The sequence below is a fragment of the Massilia sp. P2_C2 genome (genome assembly GCF_056404615.1).
In genome coordinates this window covers 1-18,736 of sequence record NZ_JBFUDR010000108.1, presented here as the reverse complement: position 1 = coordinate 18,736, position 18,736 = coordinate 1, and the positions used below count along the sequence as shown (strand labels likewise).

The window sequence follows — 18,736 nt, the reverse complement described above, 5'->3', positions numbered from 1 at the left end:
GTTCCGGCCGGGCCGCCCGCGGCGCCGTCCTGGGCGCGGCGGCGGGCGCCGTCGCCGGCAACGTCTGGTCGCGCCACATGGAGCAGCAGCGCCAGGCCATGGAACAGGCCACGCGCGGCACCGGCGTGCAGGTCTCGCAAACGGCGGACAACCGTCTCAAGCTCGACATCCCGAGCGACGTCTCGTTCGACACCAACCGCGCCGACATCAAGTCGAATTTCCGCCCCATCCTCGACCGCTTCGCCGGCACGCTGAACGAGAATCCGGCAACCGTCGTCACCATCATCGGCCACACCGACAACACGGGTGGCGACCAGATCAACCAGCCGCTGTCGCTGGACCGCGCCGCGCACACGCGCGACTACCTGACGGCGCACGGCGTGAATCCGTCGCGCATCACGATCGAAGGCCGCGCCGCGCGTGAGCCGGTCGCTTCCAACGACGATCCGGCAGGCCGCGCGCGTAACCGTCGCGTCGAGATCTACGTCAGCGAGCCCGCACGGCAAGGCTGACGTCCTCCGGCCGCGCGCCGGCTTGGCCAGCGCACGGTGTATCCTCGGGCAAAGCCAACCACATCGCAACAGTGTGTCGCCGTCCGCGACGCCTGTTCGCGTGCCTGACAGGAGACCGCATGTTCAACGACACCGTGCGCATCGTTCGCGAAGAAATCCTCTCGGACCATTATCTGCCCCTGAAAAACGTCACCTACGCGCAGCAGCGCCGCACCGACGGCGACATGCAGGTCCAGTCGCGCGAGGTCTACGACTGTGCGAGCGGCGCCGCGGTGCTGCTGTATAACCGGACCCATCGTTCCGTCATACTGACGCGCCAGTTCCGCATCGGCGCCCGCCTCGCCGGTCACGATGGCTATTTGCTGGAGGCGGCGGCCGGCATGCTGGACGGCGCCGACCCGGCCACGCGCGCGCTCGCCGAGGCGCGCGAAGAGACGGGATATGCCATCGAGCATGTGCAACCGGCGCTGCAACTGGTTGTCAGTCCAGCTTCGACCACGGAACGCATTCATTTGTTCGTCGCCGAGTATGATCGCGCGCAACGCTGCGACCGCGGTGGCGGCAATCCCGAGGAAGGCGAAGACATCGAGGTGGTCGAACTGGATTTCGACGACGCCCTGGCGATGATCGACACGGGTGACATCGTCGACGCCAAGACCGTCCTCCTGCTGCTGCACCTGGAACGCAAGATCCTCGGGCGGCACGGCGAGGCGTCGTGATGCCCCCATCGGTGGCGCTATGCGGCAAGGYGGCGTGCCGCGACAATATGCGAAAGGAAGAGACAAACATGAAGACACCCATCGCCAGGACCATCCTGCTGGCCTGTACCTGCGCGGCACTCGGCGCCGCGTTGCCGGCCACGGCCCAGACCATGAAACCCGGCCTGTGGACGCTGTCGAACAAGATGACGTCCAACGATCCGGAAATCGGGCAGGCAATGTCCGCCATGCAACAGCACATGGCCAATATGTCGCCCGAGCAGCGCCAGCAGATGGAGCGCATGATGCAACAGCATGGCGTGCAGCTCGACATCGGCGCCGGTGGCGCGCTGCAGACGAAGATCTGCATGACGCGCGAGATGGCCGAGCGCAAGGAGTTCCCCGTCCAGCAGGGCGATTGCAGGCAGACCTACACCCAGCAATCGCCCACCCGCGGCCACATCGCGTTCACGTGCACGAAGCCGCGCGTGAGCGGCGAAGGCGACGTGACCGCCGACAACGACACGAGTTACCGCGCCCGGATGAAGATCCGGAGCGAAGAAGAAGGACGCAACCAGGTCGTGAACATGGATGTGACCGGCAAATGGCTGTCGGCCGATTGCGGCAACATCCGTCCCGTTACCATCCCGCAAGCGAAGTAGGCTTAACCCCAAAATTCGGGGTCAGAGCACATTTCAGATCAGTTGTTCTTCGGCTCGACACAGTGGCAACGGGACGACGTGGTCTCGAAGGACCGCGACGCAAAACCGTCTGCTCGCACCTGCTACGGATGCGGACTTACTGTGAAGATCGTGCACGAAAAAGTGCTCTGACCCCGAATTTTTACGTCAGGTGGTTTCAGTGAAGGCAAGATAGCGCTCGTGGGCCTGCTGCGCGACCGGACCGGCCGGCAATTCGCGCGCCTCGTAACGCGTGCACGGCGTGACCTTGCCGTAGTTGCCCGTGCTAAAGATCTCACGCGCCGATTCCAGTTCCTCCGGCTTGACCGTGCGCTCGACGACCTGCACCCCGTCGTCGGCCAGCAGCGCGATCACGCGGGCGCGGGTGATGCCGGCCAGGAAGGTGCCGTTCAGCGCAGGCGTCACGACCTCGCCCTCTGCCGTGACGAGGAACAGGTTCGACGTCGCGAACTCGGCCACGTTGCCGGCCGCATCCAGCAGGACGGCATTGTCGAAGCCGCGCACCTTCGCCTCGCGTAGCGCCCTGGCCGTGTTGGCATACAGCGCCGAGGCCTTGGCATCCGTCGGTGCCATCGTCGGCTCGGGACGGCGCAGCGGCGACAGGCAGGCCGAGAAGCCGGTGAATGGCGGCAGCGGTGCGTCGAACAGGGTCAGCGCAAAGCCGGCCGCTTCCGGCGTCGGGATCAGGAACCCTTCCGACGCGAACACGAGCGGTCGGATGTACAGTTCGGCATCCGCCGGAAAGCGCGCGACGCCGTCGCGTACCAGTGCCTCCATCTCGTCCACGCCCAGGGGACAACGCAGGCCCACCTTCTCGGCCGACGCGATCACGCGCTCCAGGTGCGGGATCAGGTCCGGCAGGTGGCCGCGCAGCGCACGCGCGCCGTCGAACACGGACGAGCCCAGCCACACGCTGTGGTCCATCGCGCCGAACAACGGTGTATTCCCTTCAGCCCATTGGCCGTTGTAGTAAGTCAGGTACATACTTCCCCCAGTGATGTCAGGAATCAAGTGTAACGCAGCCGCGTGAGGGCCGCAGGGCCCGGTCCGCTCGGTTCGCCACCGTACAGTGGCGGCCACGTGTCCACGCCTACACTGACATTTCCATGCCGCGAATGTTTTCCATGCTCCCGATTCTCGAACGCCTCGATCCACACAGCGACCGCATCGACCTGCTGGGCGACCTGGTCGACAACCTGCGTCCGCGCCGCGCGCACGACCACGACGCCGCGCGCGCCCAGGTACGCACCCTGATCCAGCTGCTGAAAGGCCATCCCGGCCAGGCGTGGGCCCTGCGCCGCTACCTGACCACGCTGCTCGAGACGCGCCGCCACACGAGCCTGTATTCCGACGTCGGCATTCTCTCGAACGACGGCTTCTTCACGGAACTCAAGAAGCGCATCGCCTATCGCATGCTGCCGCCCGCGCTGGATGAATCGTATCTGTCCGACACGCTCGACCGCGTGCTGTGCCGCGAGGACGATTACCAGTGGATCCGCGCCGTGCCGAACGCCGACTGGCTCGAACTGTTCGACGTCGTCGCGAACGCCGCGCCACCGGACCAGGAAGCCGTAGAAACCGGCACCGGCCGCGCACGCCAGGTCGTGCTGGCAGGCCTGCTCGACGCGATCCGGACCCTGTCGTGCCGCGTCTGCGCGCTGGGCCTGGAACCGCGCCTGATCCACGCCCACATGGAGATCGAGGAAGTCGACTCCCCATTCCTGATGCAGAACATCGAGGCAAACAAATACCTCGACGACTACGGCCGCCTGACGGCCGGCGAGATCGAGACGATGGAAGACGCACGCCACCTGCTGGTCATGCTCGACCAATGCGAAGCGGTCGTCCAGAAAATCCGCAACAAGGCCCTCGCCTCCGGCACGAGCGTGGCGCTGACGTACCTGCTCGTGGCGCTGACGCAAAGCATCGACCGCCTGCGCAAACTGCTGTTCCTCGTCGACACGAGCGGCGTCCTGCCCTCCCCGCCGACGGTCGACGTGGAAACCCTCGCGAACGAGGCGACGCCGCCGTCGGAGCCGCCCACGAGCCTGCGCCGCGCCGCCGCCGTCGACCTCGCGCAGGAACTGGCGGAAGCGCACAATACGAAGTACGAAGTGCGTGGCCTGTTGCGCGACAATATCGACCTGCTGGCCCGCAACGTCACGGAAAACGCCAGCCGCACGGGCGAACACTACATCGCCGAGCGGCGCGCGGACCTGCGCGGCATGTTCGCGTCGTCGGCCGGCGCGGGCATCATCATCGGCTTCATGGCCCTGATCAAGATCCTGATCTCGTACCAGCACCGCGCGCCACTGATCGAGGCGCTGCTCTACAGCATCAACTACGCGGCCGGCTTCATGCTCGTGCACGTCCTCCACTTCACCATCGCCACCAAGCAGCCGGCGATGACGGCCGCGCGCATCGCGGCCGCCCTGCACGAGACCACGCAGCGCGGGGGCGGGCGGAGTAGCCGCCGCCAGGTCGACGTCGACAGCATGGCAGCCCTCGTCAACAAGGTATTCCGCACGCAGATCGTCGCCGTGCTGGGCAATCTCGCCACCGTGATCCCGGTGGCCTGGCTCCTCGCGCTCGGCTGGCACTGGATCTTCGGCACGCACCTCGTCAATCCGGCCAAGGCCGAACACCTGATCGCCGACAGCCACCCGTGGCACTCGCTGGCGCTGCTGCATGCGGCGATCGCGGGCGTGTGGCTGTTCGTGTCGGGGCTCGTATCCGGCTACTACGACAACAAGGCCCTGTACACGCGCATGGGCCGGCGCGTGCAACAACTGCGCTGGCTGCGCCGCCTGCTCGGCGAGGAGCGGCGCGCACGCTTCGCCCGCTACGTCGAGGACAACCTCGGCGGCCTGATGGGCAACTTCGTGTTCGGCGTGCTGATGGGCACGACGGCCACCGTCGGCTTCCTGCTCGGCCTGCCGCTCGACGTGCGCCACGTGACCTTCTCGTCCGCCAACTTCGCGATCGGCTTCGTCGGCCTCGGCCAACAGCCCGAGCCAGGCACAATCGCGCTGACATTCCTCGGCATCGCCCTGATCGGCATGATCAACCTGCTGGTGAGCTTCGGGCTCGCGCTGTGGGTGGCGCTGCGGGCACGCAAGGTGCGCTTCCACCATGGCCTGAAACTGCTGCGCGCGCTGGGCCGCAGGCTGCGCATGGCGCCGCTCGACTTCTTCATCGGACCGCGCGACCTCGACGACGTGCCGCTGCCCGCCAACACGAGAGGAATGCAATGACATGCCTGCTCCGTTTCCTGCTCCATTCTCTCCGTCGTCCGGCGCCGTTCGACTGGCTGCTGGTCCTGTGCCTCAGTTGTGGCGTCGTCGCCTGCAAGTCGCTGCCGGACGTCGATCCGCCACCCGCGGCCAAGGCCACGCCCACAATCGAAACGACGAAAGGTGCGCTACCGCCGAAGCAGGCCGCCGCCCTCGTCGCGCGCCGCTGGGCGAACGCGAGCGGCGACCTGAAAGCGCTGGCGGCGCTGGAGGAACAGGCGACCGGCGTGCCCCTCATCGCGGGCAACAAGGTCACCTTGCTGTTCGACGGCCCGGCGACGATGCGCGAGATGATGGCGGCCGCGCGTGCCGCCACCAGCTCGATCAACCTGGAAACCTATATCTTCGACCAGGATGAAATCGGCAACGGATTCGCCGACCTCCTGATCGAGAAGCAGCGCCAGGGCGTGACGGTGAACGTGATGGTCGATGCCGTGGGCGGCCTCGGCACGCCGGCGGCATTCTTCGACCGCATGCGCCAGGCCGGCATTCGCGTGCTGATCTTCAATCCGGTGAACCCGGCCAAGGCGCGCGGCAAATGGGAGCTGAACAACCGCAACCACCGCAAGCTGATGGTCGTCGACGGCAAGGTCGCGTTCACGGGCGGTATCAACATCAGCAGCACCTATGCCAACAGCTCGCTGTTCCGCTCGCGCCGGAAGCCCAGCCAGGTCGACGGCGACAAGGTCGGCTGGCGCGATACCCACGTCAAGATCGAAGGACCGGCCGTCGCGCCGCTGCAATGGTCGTTCGTCAACCTGTGGGTGGGGCAGGAAGGCGGCGACCTGCCGCAGGCCGAATACTTCCCCAGGCTGGCGCCCGTCGGCGACAAGATCGTGCGTGTGCTCGCGTCCGACCCGGACCACGAATCGGACATCTACAAGGCGCTCGTGGTCGCGATCAGCGAGGCGAAGAAATCCATCCACATCACGTCCGCGTACTTCGTGCCGGACCAGCAGATCGTCGACGCCCTCATCGCGGCGGCGCAGCGCGGCGTGGACGTGCGGCTCGTACTGCCGGGCGTCTCGGACCACGGCCTGATCCGCTACGCCGGCCAGGCCTTCTACGACCAGTTGCTGGCCGGCGGCGTGCACATCTTCGAACTGCAGATCGCCGTGCTGCACGCCAAGACGGCCGTCATCGACGGCGGCTGGTCGACGATCGGCTCGGCCAACATCGACCGGCGCAGCTTCATCCACAACTACGAACTGAACGTCGTCATCATCGACCCGGCGTTCGGCACGTCGATGGAGAGCGCGTTCAACGAAGACTTGCGCGACTCCAGGGAAGTCAACTTGGAACGGTGGCGCCACCGGCCGTGGTCCGACCGGATCAAGGAATGGATGGCGCGCCTGGGCGAGTACTGGATCTGATGCGGCGCTAGATCCCGGCCGCCATCATCCCGTCCGCGACCTCGGCCCAGATGTTCCCGCTGCGCACGAATTTTTCCGTGGCGAGCAGCTGGAACTGGTTGTGCACGCTGTCCCAGCCATAACGGTCGACCTCGATGCGCCGCGGTTCGATCCGGAGCACGTTGAACGAATTGACTTCGCCGCGGCCGCGCGTGGACGTGGCCGTGCCGGCCTGCACGACGAGCGCCGCATATTCGCTGATCTTGTAGCGGGCCTGCGTATTGCCCGCGTGGCTCATGTGCAGGTGCCCCGCCATCAACAGGTCGACGCCCAGTTCCGCGAACGCGTCCATCGCCATGTGCGCTCGGTCGACGAGGTCATCCTCTTCCGCGCCGTCCTTGTTTTCCGAGCCCCGGGGCAGGTCGAACGGGTGGTGCGTGACGACGACGCGTGTGATCTCCCGATCGAGGCCGGACAAGGTCGCGCGGATTTTTTCCACCTGCTCCCTGTTCACGCGGCCATCCTTGAAGGTGAGCGAGCGCGCCGTGTTCACGCCCAGCACGGCGATCTCGTCGTCGATGTAGACGGGGTCGAGGTCGTCCGTGATGTAGCGCTTGTAGCGGTCAAGCGGCGCCAGGAAGCGGCGGAACACGTTGTACAGCGAGATGTCGTGGTTGCCCGGCACGATGATCTGTGGGCCCGGCAGGGTGTCCAGCCAGGCCTTCGCCTCCTCGAACTGCTCGCTCCTGGCGCGCTGGGTCAGGTCGCCCGAGACGACGACGACGTTCGGGGCCAGCTTGTGGACCAGTTCGCGCAGCGGGTCGAGCAGCACGGGATCGACGCGGCCGAAATGCAGGTCGGACAGGTGGACGAGTGTGCGCATGGGGCTCCCCTTTTCCGTTGGCTGTTGTGTCAGGGTATTGTCGACGATGGCACGAGCACTGTCAGTGCGCCAGGCCGCATCCGGTAGCGCAGGGGCGGGCTCATTACCGTCACCTCGCCGTCGGTCGCCACGCGCAGGCGCCTGTGGGGCGTATCGATGTCGAATCCGGGTGCCTGCAGGATGTCGAAGTCGGGCTCTTCGCCGAGGCGTCCGCGCAGCGCGTCGAGCGCGAAACGCAGCAGGCCAAGCCGGGTCGGATGCTGGGCCACGTACAGGCTCAACACGCCTTCGTCGAGACGCGCCCGCTCGCCGATCGACAGGCCCTGCATCGTATAGGCATTATTGCCGATGAAAACGAACGGCGTGCGCCGCGCGAGGCGTGCGCCGTTCACGTCGAGACGCATCGACAGGAACGGATAGCGGCGCAGCGCGGCCAGCGCCGCCCACGCGGCCGCCGGCCACTTGCCGCGGCCGAGGCGGCGCTGCTGCTGCTCGCGGTCGTGCACGATATCCGGATACAGGCCCAGGCTGGAATTGTTGAGGAAGATACGGCCGTTCACCTCGCCCACGTCGACCCGCTGCGGCCGCCCCGTCGCCAGGTTGCGTACGGCGTCGCCCTGGGCCAGCGGAATGCCGAGGTCCCTGGCGAAGTGATTCAGGGTGCCGAGCGGCAGCACGCCGAACGACACGCCGCTGTCGACCATCACGGACGCCACCGCATTGATCGTGCCGTCGCCGCCGCCGGCCGCGACCAGCCGGGCGCCCTGTCCCAGCGCGCGCCGTGCCGAGGCGATCATCCGCTCGCCGCCGTCGGCCAGCACCAGATCGGCCTCCAGCCCGGCGTCACGCAGCTGCGCGCGCAGCTTGTCGCACGCGGCCTCGTCGTGCCCGGTACCGGCGCCGCCGTTGACGATCACGGTGACGGGCTTCATCGCAGGTCCGCCGCGTCGGCCCCGTGGGCACGCTCGCTCCACGACGTCCCGCCCCGCGCCAGCCGACGCCGGTGCAAGGTGGAGACGGCCGTGACGCAGATCGCCAGCCATGCGGCACCCTCGGCCGCCGCGGCCAGCACGTCGGACAGGTAGTGCACGCCCAAATACATGCGCGACAGCGCGACGAGCATCACCATCAGGACCGCCCCCGCCACGATCAGCGCCCGCGCGCGCCAGGCCTGCGTGCGGCGCACGAGATAGCACGCGAGCAGCCCGTAGAACACGGTGGCCGCCGCCGTGTGGCCGCTGGGGAAGCTGTACGTGACCAGGCTCAGCAGCGGATCGTCGAAGCTGGGCCGGACGCGCCGGAACACGTGCTTCAGGGCGACGTTCAACAGTATGCCGCCAGGCACGGCGATGAGGCAGACGATCAGCCAGTAATGCGCACGGCGGCGCCAGAACCACAGCGCGAGCAGCGCGGCCATGATGCTGGAGCCGAGAATGCCGTTGCAGTGCGTGACGAGCAGCATGACGCGTGTGAAGCCGGGCGTGGCGCGCGCATGGAACCAGTGGGCGAGCTGCACGTCGATAAGGGTAATGGTGTCGCCCTCGACGACATCTTCCGCGATCGCCCCGAACGCCCAGGCGGCGCACAGCAGCAACGCGAGGCCGATGGTGACGTGCAGGCCCATCTCGCCTTCCGGCGACAGGCGGGCGGCGAGGAAGCGGCGCAGGCGTGACAGAGTGGTATTCAGCATACGCCTTCAGATGGGGCGTATTGGCGAAAAAACCACACGAATATGCAACAACTGTTTTTTTGTACAGTACCTGTAGATTTATACAGTAGTTGTGCTATTCTGTACCTACTCGAGCAAGACATCTTGCCCATAACGAAGGGAATAGCAACATTCCCGACGCAACCTGTTCCTCCATCCAACTCGATAAAGGGATTCTCATGACTACTCTGAACAGCTCCTTCGGCCTCGAATACGCCCCGACGCCTTTCCTGCTGCGCTTCGGTCGCCGCGAGATGCTGGTGACGCGCGATTTCCGCAAGCGCTTCTACCCGGTCAACCCGATCATCGAGTGCGACACCGGCGTYGAACCGGGCCACGTGGAGGTGCTGTTGCTGCGCCGCTGGCTGCTGATCCTGTCCAAGGCGCATTAAACGCATAAGGTTCCTCGTTTTAATTCGTTCTCTTTCGCTGAGCAGGCCCCTAACCTGTAGGCCTTGTCCTACAGGCGCTCATTCGAAAGAAAACGATGTTTAATAAAAAGCTCGCTACGGCTTTCGCCGCCACGTTGGTTGCTCTGGTTTCGCTGGGCCAGTCTGCTGCACAGGCGGCGGACATCACCCTGCTGAACGTGTCGTACGACCCGACCCGCGAGCTGTACCAGGATTTCAATACGGCGTTCGCGCGCCAGTACAAGGTCAAGACCGGCGACAACGTCACGATCAAGCAATCGCATGGCGGCTCGGGCAAGCAGGCCCGTTCCGTGATCGACGGCCTGCAGGCGGACGTCGTCACCCTGGCCCTCGCCTATGACATCGATGCTATCAGCGAACGCGGCCTTATTGCGCACAACTGGCAGCAACGCCTGGAACATCGCAGCACGCCGTACGCGTCGACGATCGTCTTCCTGGTCCGCAAGGGCAACCCGAAAGCCATCCGGGACTGGGCCGACCTCGTCAAGCCGGGCGTCTCCGTGATCACGCCGAACCCGAAGACGTCGGGCGGTGCGCGCTGGAACTACCTGGCGGCCTGGGGCTATGCGCTGCGCCAGCCGGGCGCGACGGAAGCGTCGGCGCGCGCTTACCTGACGAAGCTGTTCAAGAACGTGCCGGTGCTCGATTCCGGTGCGCGCGGTGCCACCACCACGTTCACCGAGCGCGGCATCGGCGACGTGCTGATCGCGTGGGAAAACGAGGCGCTGCTGGCCGTGAAGGAACTCGGGCCGGACAGGTTCGAAGTCGTGGCGCCGTCCGTCAGCATCCTGGCGGAGCCGCCCGTCGCCGTCGTCGACAAGGTCGTGGACAAGCGCGGCACCCGCGCCGTGGCCGAGGCCTACCTGAAATACCTGTACACCGCGGAAGGCCAGCAGATCGCCGCCAGGCATTACTACCGTCCGCTCGTCGAACCGTATGCCAAGCAGTTTGCCGCGCAATTCCCGGCGATCAAACTGTTCACGATCGACCAGATCGCGGGCGACTGGACGAAGGCACAGAAGGCGCACTTCGCGGATGGCGGGCTGTTCGACCAGCTCTATCAACCGGGCCGCAAATAACACGTCCATCCTCGTGCGCGGCGGCCGATCGGTTGATCGGCCGCCGCTGTCGTTTCCGCATCCCTTCCCGCACATGCCGGTCCGACAGCGCGCTGCCCTGCAAAACATGCTTGAAATCTGCCGTGCGGCCTCGATTCTCGTGTTCAGTAATGATATTCGCCTGACACGGCGTCACTGAACCGGCCGCCCGTATCGCCTGTCGCGTACCAAAGCGGCCGTTCTCAATCGAGAAGGAGCGAGCTATGGCAGTGCAATTACGCAAGATTAACGAGCAAGTGGTGGTCATCACCGGCGCCACGAGCGGGATCGGCCTCACGACAGCCCGGATGGCCGCCGAGCAATGTGCGAAGCTGGTCCTCGCGGCGCGCAGCGGCGAGGCGCTCGACCAGCTGGCCAGCGAGTTGCGCCGGACCGGCACGCAGGTGGCCACCGTCGTCGCCGACGTCGGCAATCCCGCCGACGTGGAACGCATCGGCCAGGCCGCGATGGAACGCTTCGGCCGCGTCGACACCTGGATCAACAACGCCGGCATCTCGATCTTCGGCCGCAACGAGGACGTCGCGCTGGACGACATGCAGCGCCTGTTCGACACCAATTACTGGGGCGTCGTGCATGGCACGCTGGAAGCCGTCAAGCACATGAAGACGCGCGGCGGCGGCGCCATCATCAACCTGGGCAGCGAACTGTCCGACTTCTCGATCCCGCTGCAAGGCATCTACGCCGCGTCGAAGCACGCCGTGAAGGCATTCACGGATTCGCTGCGCGTGGAACTGGAAAAGGAAAAGGCGCCGATCTCCGTCACCCTCATCAAGCCGGCCGCCGTCGACACGATGTTCGTCCCCCACGCGAAGAACTACATGGACAAGGAACCGAGCCTGCCGCCACCGATCTACGCGCCGGAACTGGTGGCGAAAACCATCCTGTATGCGGCCCAGCATCCGAAGCGCGACGTGTTCGTCGGCGGCGCGGCCAAGGCGATCTCGGTAGGCAACTTCGCGATGCCCGCCATGCTCGACCGCTACATGCGGGCCACGATGTTCAAGCAACAGCAGTCGCCCACACCAAGCGCGCCGGACCGGCGCGACGCCCTGCACGAACCGAACCCGCAACATGAGCTGCGCGAACGCCAGGGCCTGTCCCCACGCGTGATCGAGACCTGCCCATACACGGCGCTGTCGCTGCGCAAGGGCAAGGTGATGGGCGTGCTRCTGGGCGCCGGTGCGCTGTTCGCCGCCTGGAAGCTGGCAGGCCGTCCCGCCACCCGCACGTGGTCGAACAATCGCCTGCGCCAGGCGTTGTGACCGTCCTCCTTTCCATACAACGCATCGACAAGGAGACAACATGTCCCCCAAACTCAAGAAACTGGAAGACCAGGTGATGGTGATCACGGGCGCGACGAGCGGCATCGGCCTCGCCACCGCGCGCATGGCGGCCGAAGGCGGCGCCCGCCTCGTGCTGGCGGCGCGCGACGGCGACGCCCTCGACACGCTCGCACACGAGATGCGCCAGCGCGGCGTGGACGTGGCGACGGTGACGGCCGACGTCGGCAACCCGGCCGACGTCGCCCGCATCAGCCAGGTAACGATGGAGCGCTTCGGCCGCGTCGACACCTGGGTCAACAATGCCGGTATCAGCGTGTACGGCCGCAACGAGGACGTCGCACTGGAAGACATGCGCAAGGTCATGCAGACGAATTTCTGGGGCGTCGTGCACGGCTCGCTGGAAGCCGTCCGGCTGATGAAGGGACGCGGCGGCGGCGCCCTCATCAACCTGGGCAGCGAAGTGTCGGACCGCTCGTTGCCGCTGCAGGGCACCTATTCCGCCTCCAAGCATGCGATCAAGGCCTTCACGGAATCGCTGCGCATGGAACTGGACAAGGAAGACGCCGGCATCTCGCTCACCGTGATCAAGCCGGCGTCCATCGCCACGCCGTTCCCGAACCACGCCAGGAGCTATATGGAGCACGAGCCCGACCTGCCGCCGCCGAACTACGCGCCGGAACTGGTGGCAGAGGCGATCGTGCACGCGGCCCAGGTGCCCGAACGCGACCTGTACGTGGGCGGCCACTCGAAGCTGACGTCGGTGCTGGGCTACCTGGCGCCGCGCACGCTGGATCGCTTCATGACCCGCACGATGTTCAGCCAGCAGCAATCGGAACGCCCGAACTCGAGCGCGCGCCGCGACGCCCTGCACGCCCCGGACGCGCAGCAGGAACTCCGCCAGCGCAACAACAACGGCGACCACCGCGTCGTCGAACGCAGCCCGTACACGTCGTTCGAAATGCGATCAAAGCCGACCAGGACCGTGCTGCTGGGCGGTGCGCTGCTGGCGGCGTGGGCGCTGACCCGCAAGCCAAGGCAACAACGCACATGGCATGCGTAGGGTGGGCACTCCGTGCCCACGCGTAACGCCGACATGATGCAAACGTCACGCGTGGGCACAGGGGTGCCCACCCTACGACTTCCCGGCCGGAACAAAAACAGCGCCGCGAATAAATAAAGGGCCGGGTGGCATCGCCATCCGGCCCTTATCATTCAACGCCGCAGGATTTACCTGCGCGGCGCCGGCCCCTTCGGCGGCTGGCTGCCGAGGAAGTCGACATCCTCGTCCGTCAGCGGCAGGTCCGGAATCGATTCGATATGGTCCGTGTCGATATCCTGGCCGTCCCTGGCGATGATATCGCGGCCGGCCGCGGCGCGTTCGCCCGTGCCGCCGAAATCACTGTCGCTCTCGAAATTCGGGTCGCCCATGTCCGCGCCCGCGCTGTCGTGGGCATAGCCCGCTTCGTTGTCGGACGTCGTCCCGGTGTCCAGGTCGATCTTCTGGTCGTCGTCCAGGTTGGCCGCGAATCCGGGGCCGCCGACGACATCGCTGCCCGTGTCCGAAATATCGCTCGGACCGAGCGCATCGATGCCATGGCCCTTGCCCAGCCTGCGATCGGGTGCTTCAGGAAAGTTATCCGGATCAAGTGTGCTCGTGCCAGTCATGTTGCCTCCAAAACAATGCAAAATCATGAAGACAGGCTACCCGCTTTTGCCGCGTGACGGCGCAGCGCACGGTGCCTGCTAGAACGCGTGGCGCATGCCGACGTTCACGGCCGAGCTGCCGCTCGGGCGGGCCGCGCCACCGATCAGGACGCCGGTGCCGTTCGTGTTCACGGTGTGCGAATACGCGGCATAGAAATCGGTGCTGCGCGAGACGACATAGCTGGCGCCGACGGCGACCTGGCTCGCGTCGCGGTTGGCCAGGTCACGGTCGTTCTTGTGGATGTACGAGGCGAGGAAGGTCGTCGAGCGCGTCATGGGCATGGCGACGCCGACGAGCTTGTCGCGGCTGTCCGTCGACGACGTGCTGGCCACGCCCGCGCCGTACGGATTGTCGGGGTTGTACAGCGGCGAGCTGCCCCAGCCGCGGTTGGCGGAATACGCGGCGTATGCCGTGCCCCAGCGCGTGCGCAAATTGGCCGCGATCAGGGAATTCCTGGCATCCATGTTACTGCCAACGAGGTCGTATAAATGGACCTGCGCCACGTGCCGGTTCTGGTGGGCCGCACGCAGCGCCAGCGCGCCATAGTCGTAACCGATCGACATGCCCCAGGCGCGGTCCGCCATCGGATCGCCGCCGAGCGTGTCGATGGTCCAGGACGAACCCGTGCTCACGTGCTTGCCCCGCTTGCTGAAATAGCGCACGCCGCGTTCGACCGGCATGCCGCTGCGCGTGATGAGATTGCTGGCCTGGCCGGCCGTGCCGGCGTGGAACGGATCGCCCACGTCCGGAAACGCCAGGAATTCGAGGTTGTACTGATGGCCCAGCGTGAAGCCGTCGGCGCCGTTGCGCTCGCCGATGTCGTCGAGGCGGCCATGCGTGCGGCGCGGCGCTGTCGTCCGGATGGCGCCGCCCTTGCCGCGGCTCGGCAGGCCCGTGAACACGGCAATGTCGTGACCGCCCGGCGCTTCGCCGACGTAGCCCGTGCGCGTGCCCGCCCCTTTGGCGCAATCGCGGCAGGCAGGCGCGCGCTTCGCATCCGGCTTGCCGGCGGCGCTGCCCGAATCCTGTGCGCAGGCGAGCGTCGCACAACCGCCCAGCAACACGCACGCAACGAAACGCTTCTTCATGGCGTATGTCCTCTCTACGCCTCAACGTTACTCAGTTACTACCCATCTTATCTGTCCAATATCGCACAAATCTACTTCATCCTGTCTCGTTATGTTGTCAGCATAGTCCCACATATGCGTTTCAGGGATATGAACCGATCCATTTATTGCGCTGGTCATCCCGGAAGTCCACGGATGTGGCGCCGATGCCGCATGTGAGCTGGTCGCGCAACGCGAACATCTATGAAGTGAACATCCGGCAATACACCCCCGGAGGGTACGTTCAAGGCGTTCGCGCAGCACTTGCCGCGCCTGAAAAAGACCCCATCCAGTGGAAGGGCCATGCCTACGTCCCGTTCTACACGCGGCTGCTGGCGCTCAAGCATGCGAACCCGGCGCTGTGGAACGGCCAGTACGGCGGGCCGGTGCAGGTTCTCGMGACGGGCAACGACAAGGTGTTCGCGTTCCGCCGTACCCTGCAGGGCAACAGCGTGCGGGTGACCGTCAACGTGTCGAACGCGGCGCAGCGCTTCACCCTGCCCGGCGGCAAGCCGCAGACGCTCGCGGCGTGGGATTACCGCATCGACGCACCGGTCAACGCCGCAGCGCGGTAAACCCCGCCGGCTCCCACTCGCGCAGCGCCAGCAACAGGCCGCTGCCGCGCCGCTTCGGCAGCGGCGCGGCCAGGCTTTCCTCGTGCAGTTCGGCGAAGCGGGCGCGCAGGCGGCGCAGTTCGACCTGGATCGCGGCGAGCGCGCTTTCCGTCAGCATGCCGTGCGTGAAGGCGAGCGCTTCGTCCGACCGGTCGAAGCGGCCGTCGAGGAAATCGGCCAGGCCCTGCGTGCGGAAATAGCGGCGGATCGGGCCATCGGGCAACCAGTCGAAATCGCGCGCCACGTTCAGGCGGATGCGGTTGCCCGGCATCAGCGCGATCAGGTGCAGGCGGTCGAGGTGCAGCAGTTTCTGCAGGCACTCGGCCTCCGTCAGGCGGTACACGGCGAGGATGTCCGCCATCGTCCAGTGATTGAGCGCGCAGGCGGCGACGAGCAGCAGCTTCGTGTCGGACACGAGTTCCTTTTCCTGCGCCTCGCTCAGCGTGTGCAGCCGCGTGCCCGTCAGCGCCGCCTCCTGCGCCAGCTCGGCCAGCGTAAAACCGAGCATGTTGCTGATCTCGACGAGACGGTCGACGCCGAGCGTGTCCGACGTCAGCAGGCGCTTGACGCTCGCCTCCGACAACCCGAGCGCGCCGGCCACGTCACGGTAGGTCTTCCCCTGCAGCTTGAGCTGGCGCTTGATTGTCGTGAGCAACGCGGTGACTTCGGACATGGTCGCGGATTCCAATACGATGGTCTAAAGGATGGCCTCGGATTCCCGCGATCGTAGCATGCCCGGCCTTGCGACAGACATTCCTTCATGACAAGATGGCCCGCTTGTCCGCACGCTCGAAGGAAACCCCATGCAACACGCCGACTACCTGGCCCACGACGCCACCGCCCTCGCCGCGCGCGTGGCCGCCGGCGACGTCACGCYGCACGAACTGCTCGACCTCGCGCTCGCGCAGCACGCGCGCGTGCACGGCCGCGTGAACGCCGTCGTGCGGCTGATGGAAACCGAGGCGCGCACGCAGGCTGCGGGACCATTGCGAGGTCCGCTGGCCGGCGTCCCCTTCCTCATCAAGGACGGCGTGCAGGACTATGCCGGCATCCCGACGACGTATGGCAGCCGCACGCTGACGCGCAACGTGCCGACCCGTCACGCCCACGTCGTGAGGCGCTACCTGGAGGCCGGCCTCGTCATCTTCGGCAAGACGAACCTGCCCGAGTTCGCGATCCGCGCCGTCACCGATCCCGAGCTGTTTGGCCGCACCAACAATCCTTGGGACCTGGGGCGCACGCCGGGCGGATCGAGCGGTGGCGCGGCCGCGGCCGTCGCGGCCGGCATCGTGCCGATGGCGGCCGGCAACGACGGCGGCGGCTCGCTGCGCATCCCGGCCGCGTGCTGCGGCCTGTTCGCGCTGCGGCCGTCGCGCGGACGCGTATCGYCCGGCCCCGGCATCGGCGAAGTCTGGTTCGGCGCATCCAGCGAAGGCGTCATCTCGCGCAGCGTGCGCGATTCCGCGCTCGCGCTCGACGTGCTGCAGGGTGCGGAGCCGGGCGATCCATTTGTCATCGCGCCGCCGGCCGCGCCCTATGTCGAACTGATGCGGCGCGATCCGGGCCGGCTGCGCATCGGGTACGCAACGGCGTCGCCGCTCGGCACCGACGTCCATCCGGAAGCCGTGCAGGCCGTCGAACACACGGCGCGGCTGCTGGCGCGCCTCGGCCACGACGTCGAAGAAGCCGCCCCGGCCATCGACGGCGCCGCGCTGGCGCAGAGCTATCTGCACCTGTACTTCGGCCAGATTCCCGCGGCCGTGGCACGCGCGCGGGCGCTGGGCGCACGCCGCGGCGACCTGGAACTGATGAACCGGATCCTCGTCACGCTGGGCGACAGCGTCGCGGCCACGCGGCTGACGACGGAACTGAACCGCTGGAACGATTACGCGCGCGCGCTCGGCGACTTCTTCGGGCGCTACGACCTGTTCCTGACGCCTACCTTGGCGCATCCGCCGATCGCGCACGGCACGGGCGACCCGTCGCCGGCCGAACAACGCCTGCTGGGCTTCCTGCACGGCACCGGCATCCTGGGCGTGCTGGCGCGGCTGGGGCTGCTCGACAACACGGTCGACCGCATCGCCACCGACAACCTGCGCTACGTGCCGTTCACGCAGTTGTCGAACCTGACCGGCACCCCGTCCATGAGCGTGCCGCTGCACTGGACGGCGGACGGGTTGCCGCTGGGCGTGCAGTTCACCGGGCCGTTCGGCAGCGAGGACCGGCTGCTGCAACTGGCGCGCCAGCTGGAAGACGTGCAGCCGTGGTTCGGGCGGTTGCCGGAGATGGCGCGGGCGTGAGCCCGTGGATCGGAACGCAACGCCATTTATCTATTATTTAAAGAATATCTCCGATTCCCCGTCGATGCGAACCCGCACGATCAATAGGCCCTTGGAATAATTGGTGAGATTTCACCCGAATTCGCTGTGATATCGTAAATATCTGCATGTCCGTCGTCCGGTCACTGCAGATATTCACCTATTATTCAATCAAGGAATCGAATGCGCAAGAACTCACTATTACTGTTGGCCGCTCTGGCGAGTGCACCATGTTTTGCAGCCGTCCCCTCCCAATTCATCGCCAAGCAGTACACCGAAGGCCTCGGACGCGCACCGGACACATCCGGCTGGCAGAGCGCAACCAATTACGCGCTGGCGGCTGGCTGTTCGGCCGGTTCGCTGCAAACCCTGGCCCAGAATATTTTCCAGTCGCAGGAATATGCATCCAAGGGTTATACGCCGGAAGAACAGGTTCTGACCGTTTATCGGGCGATATTGAGCCGGGAGCCGGATCCGTCCGGTTTCAGTTTTTGGGTGAATAGCCTTAAATCCGGCCATGCCGTGTCGGAAATTGTCCAGTCATTCATCGGCAGCCAGGAATTTGCGTAACTATTCACCGTGAGTGGGCGGCATAAATAGTTGTTGTAAACGTAAGCGGGATCGGCCATCATGACGGCATGCCGCCGAAACTTCCCCGCCCCGATCTGTCCACGCTCACCGAAGTGGAGAAGGACAAGCTGATCATCGCGCTGTTCGACCATCTCGACGCGCTGTGGCAGCGCATCGAGACACTGGAGGCGCGGGTGAGCAAGAACAGCAGCAATTCCAGCAAGCCCCCCTCGTCCGATGGACTGGGCAAGAAGACCAATTCCTTGCGTGAATCGAGCGGCAAGAAGCCCGGTGGCCAAGCGGGCCGCAAAGGCAAGACGCTGCGCCAGGCCGAGCCGACTGCGACCGTCACCCACCCGTTGCCCGAGCACTGTGACTTCTGCCATGCGGCCTTGCCGCTGGAACTGGCCACGAGGTGGGAACGGCGCCAGGTATTTGACGTAC

The 18,736-nt window shown here is 66.0% G+C and carries 20 protein-coding genes; 13 read left to right on the top strand and 7 right to left on the bottom strand.

What is annotated here, in order from left to right:
- The 3 genes from AC1DYX_RS14495 to AC1DYX_RS14485 all read left to right on the top strand — a co-directional run.
- The coding region (locus AC1DYX_RS14495; protein WP_477259908.1) for a YiaD family glycine zipper/OmpA-like lipoprotein at positions 1–512 on the top strand (512 nt) is incomplete at its 5' end.
- Between the two features lie 119 nt (positions 513–631).
- Entirely contained in the window at positions 632–1,231 is a 600-nt protein-coding gene (locus AC1DYX_RS14490) for a GDP-mannose pyrophosphatase (protein WP_477259906.1), read from the top strand.
- Between the two features lie 68 nt (positions 1,232–1,299).
- Positions 1,300–1,872 (top strand): DUF3617 domain-containing protein, encoded by a 573-nt coding sequence (locus AC1DYX_RS14485; protein ID WP_477259904.1) that lies wholly within the window; start codon positions 1,300–1,302, stop codon positions 1,870–1,872.
- A gap of 186 nt (positions 1,873–2,058) precedes the next feature.
- Here the strand turns inward: AC1DYX_RS14485 and AC1DYX_RS14480 are convergent, their stop codons facing one another.
- Positions 2,059–2,895 (bottom strand): branched-chain amino acid aminotransferase, encoded by an 837-nt coding sequence (locus tag AC1DYX_RS14480; protein ID WP_477259902.1) that lies wholly within the window; start codon positions 2,893–2,895, stop codon positions 2,059–2,061.
- Between the two features lie 140 nt (positions 2,896–3,035).
- Between AC1DYX_RS14480 and AC1DYX_RS14475 the strand changes: the two genes are divergently transcribed.
- Together AC1DYX_RS14475 and cls are read left to right on the top strand one after the other, a co-directional pair.
- Positions 3,036–5,165 (top strand): site-specific recombinase, encoded by a 2,130-nt coding sequence (locus AC1DYX_RS14475; RefSeq protein WP_477259900.1) that lies wholly within the window; start codon positions 3,036–3,038, stop codon positions 5,163–5,165.
- On the top strand, positions 5,162–6,577 hold the full coding sequence (gene cls, locus AC1DYX_RS14470; RefSeq protein WP_477259898.1) for a cardiolipin synthase: 1,416 nt from the start codon (positions 5,162–5,164) through the stop codon (positions 6,575–6,577). Before AC1DYX_RS14475 ends, cls begins: the two co-directional genes overlap by 4 nt.
- Positions 6,578–6,584: 7 nt before the next feature.
- On the opposite strand, the gene AC1DYX_RS14465 is transcribed toward cls, so the two are convergent.
- From AC1DYX_RS14465 to AC1DYX_RS14455, 3 genes are read right to left on the bottom strand one after another with little or no spacing between them, the layout of a single operon-like run.
- Positions 6,585–7,439: a metallophosphoesterase family protein gene (locus AC1DYX_RS14465; protein ID WP_477259896.1), complete on the bottom strand. Its 855-nt coding sequence runs from the start codon at positions 7,437–7,439 to the stop codon at positions 6,585–6,587.
- A gap of 29 nt (positions 7,440–7,468) precedes the next feature.
- The gene (locus tag AC1DYX_RS14460; protein WP_477259894.1) at positions 7,469–8,371 is read right to left on the bottom strand and encodes a diacylglycerol/lipid kinase family protein; all 903 of its coding nucleotides are present in this window, start codon (positions 8,369–8,371) and stop codon (positions 7,469–7,471) included.
- On the bottom strand, positions 8,368–9,129 hold the full coding sequence (locus AC1DYX_RS14455) for a phosphatase PAP2 family protein (protein ID WP_477259892.1): 762 nt from the start codon (positions 9,127–9,129) through the stop codon (positions 8,368–8,370). Before AC1DYX_RS14455 ends, AC1DYX_RS14460 begins: the two co-directional genes overlap by 4 nt.
- Before the next feature lie 197 nt (positions 9,130–9,326).
- Between AC1DYX_RS14455 and AC1DYX_RS14450 the strand changes: the two genes are divergently transcribed.
- The 4 genes from AC1DYX_RS14450 (at position 9,327) to AC1DYX_RS14435 (ending at position 13,039) form a co-directional block, all read left to right on the top strand.
- On the top strand, positions 9,327–9,539 hold the full coding sequence (locus tag AC1DYX_RS14450; RefSeq protein WP_477259890.1) for a hypothetical protein: 213 nt from the start codon (positions 9,327–9,329) through the stop codon (positions 9,537–9,539).
- A gap of 95 nt (positions 9,540–9,634) precedes the next feature.
- Complete coding sequence (locus tag AC1DYX_RS14445; RefSeq protein ID WP_477259888.1) at positions 9,635–10,657, top strand: sulfate ABC transporter substrate-binding protein; 1,023 nt, start codon at positions 9,635–9,637, stop codon at positions 10,655–10,657.
- A gap of 242 nt (positions 10,658–10,899) precedes the next feature.
- Entirely contained in the window at positions 10,900–11,958 is a 1,059-nt protein-coding gene (locus tag AC1DYX_RS14440) for an SDR family oxidoreductase (protein WP_477259886.1), read from the top strand.
- Positions 11,959–11,998: 40 nt separating this feature from the next.
- Positions 11,999–13,039 carry an SDR family oxidoreductase gene (locus AC1DYX_RS14435; RefSeq protein ID WP_477259885.1) on the top strand — a complete coding sequence of 347 codons (1,041 nt, stop codon included), beginning with the start codon at positions 11,999–12,001 and terminating at the stop codon, positions 13,037–13,039.
- Positions 13,040–13,206: 167 nt separating this feature from the next.
- Here AC1DYX_RS14435 and AC1DYX_RS14430 read toward each other — a convergent pair whose 3' ends face one another.
- Positions 13,207–13,644, bottom strand: coding sequence for a hypothetical protein (locus tag AC1DYX_RS14430; RefSeq protein WP_477259883.1), 438 nt, complete (start codon positions 13,642–13,644; stop codon positions 13,207–13,209).
- 78 nt (positions 13,645–13,722) lie between these two features.
- The gene (locus AC1DYX_RS14425; RefSeq protein WP_477259881.1) at positions 13,723–14,772 is read right to left on the bottom strand and encodes a porin; all 1,050 of its coding nucleotides are present in this window, start codon (positions 14,770–14,772) and stop codon (positions 13,723–13,725) included.
- A gap of 185 nt (positions 14,773–14,957) precedes the next feature.
- Here AC1DYX_RS14425 and AC1DYX_RS14420 point away from each other — a divergent pair, with 185 nt between their 5' ends.
- Complete coding sequence (locus AC1DYX_RS14420) at positions 14,958–15,365, top strand: hypothetical protein (RefSeq protein ID WP_477259879.1); 408 nt, start codon at positions 14,958–14,960, stop codon at positions 15,363–15,365.
- Here AC1DYX_RS14420 and AC1DYX_RS14415 read toward each other — a convergent pair.
- The gene (locus AC1DYX_RS14415) at positions 15,346–16,077 is read right to left on the bottom strand and encodes a helix-turn-helix domain-containing protein (protein WP_477259877.1); all 732 of its coding nucleotides are present in this window, start codon (positions 16,075–16,077) and stop codon (positions 15,346–15,348) included. The genes AC1DYX_RS14420 and AC1DYX_RS14415 overlap by 20 nt on opposite strands.
- A 130-nt stretch (positions 16,078–16,207) precedes the next feature.
- On the opposite strand from AC1DYX_RS14415, the gene AC1DYX_RS14410 reads away from it, so the two are divergent.
- From AC1DYX_RS14410 to AC1DYX_RS14400, 3 genes are all read left to right on the top strand, one after another.
- Positions 16,208–17,704, top strand: a complete 1,497-nt coding sequence (locus AC1DYX_RS14410) for an amidase (protein ID WP_477259875.1) — start codon at positions 16,208–16,210, stop codon at positions 17,702–17,704.
- Positions 17,705–17,905: 201 nt separating this feature from the next.
- Positions 17,906–18,292 (top strand): DUF4214 domain-containing protein, encoded by a 387-nt coding sequence (locus tag AC1DYX_RS14405; protein WP_477259873.1) that lies wholly within the window; start codon positions 17,906–17,908, stop codon positions 18,290–18,292.
- A gap of 68 nt (positions 18,293–18,360) precedes the next feature.
- The coding region (locus AC1DYX_RS14400) for a DUF6444 domain-containing protein (RefSeq protein ID WP_477259871.1) at positions 18,361–18,736 on the top strand (376 nt) is incomplete at its 3' end.

What these genes read in the sequence shown, in the direction of transcription:
- AC1DYX_RS14490 (WP_477259906.1), top strand. Translation starts at nt 632, where the DNA reads ATGTTCAACGACACCGTGCGCATCGTTCGCGAAGAAATCCTCTCGGAC.
- AC1DYX_RS14485 (WP_477259904.1), top strand. Translation starts at nt 1,300, where the DNA reads ATGAAGACACCCATCGCCAGGACCATCCTGCTGGCCTGTACCTGCGCG.
- AC1DYX_RS14480 (WP_477259902.1), bottom strand. Translation starts at nt 2,895, where the DNA reads ATGTACCTGACTTACTACAACGGCCAATGGGCTGAAGGGAATACACCG.
- AC1DYX_RS14475 (WP_477259900.1), top strand. Translation starts at nt 3,036, where the DNA reads ATGCTCCCGATTCTCGAACGCCTCGATCCACACAGCGACCGCATCGAC.
- cls (WP_477259898.1), top strand. Translation starts at nt 5,162, where the DNA reads ATGACATGCCTGCTCCGTTTCCTGCTCCATTCTCTCCGTCGTCCGGCG.
- AC1DYX_RS14465 (WP_477259896.1), bottom strand. Translation starts at nt 7,439, where the DNA reads ATGCGCACACTCGTCCACCTGTCCGACCTGCATTTCGGCCGCGTCGAT.
- AC1DYX_RS14460 (WP_477259894.1), bottom strand. Translation starts at nt 8,371, where the DNA reads ATGAAGCCCGTCACCGTGATCGTCAACGGCGGCGCCGGTACCGGGCAC.
- AC1DYX_RS14455 (WP_477259892.1), bottom strand. Translation starts at nt 9,129, where the DNA reads ATGCTGAATACCACTCTGTCACGCCTGCGCCGCTTCCTCGCCGCCCGC.
- AC1DYX_RS14445 (WP_477259888.1), top strand. Translation starts at nt 9,635, where the DNA reads ATGTTTAATAAAAAGCTCGCTACGGCTTTCGCCGCCACGTTGGTTGCT.
- AC1DYX_RS14435 (WP_477259885.1), top strand. Translation starts at nt 11,999, where the DNA reads ATGTCCCCCAAACTCAAGAAACTGGAAGACCAGGTGATGGTGATCACG.
- AC1DYX_RS14430 (WP_477259883.1), bottom strand. Translation starts at nt 13,644, where the DNA reads ATGACTGGCACGAGCACACTTGATCCGGATAACTTTCCTGAAGCACCC.
- AC1DYX_RS14425 (WP_477259881.1), bottom strand. Translation starts at nt 14,772, where the DNA reads ATGAAGAAGCGTTTCGTTGCGTGCGTGTTGCTGGGCGGTTGTGCGACG.
- AC1DYX_RS14415 (WP_477259877.1), bottom strand. Translation starts at nt 16,077, where the DNA reads ATGTCCGAAGTCACCGCGTTGCTCACGACAATCAAGCGCCAGCTCAAG.
- AC1DYX_RS14405 (WP_477259873.1), top strand. Translation starts at nt 17,906, where the DNA reads ATGCGCAAGAACTCACTATTACTGTTGGCCGCTCTGGCGAGTGCACCA.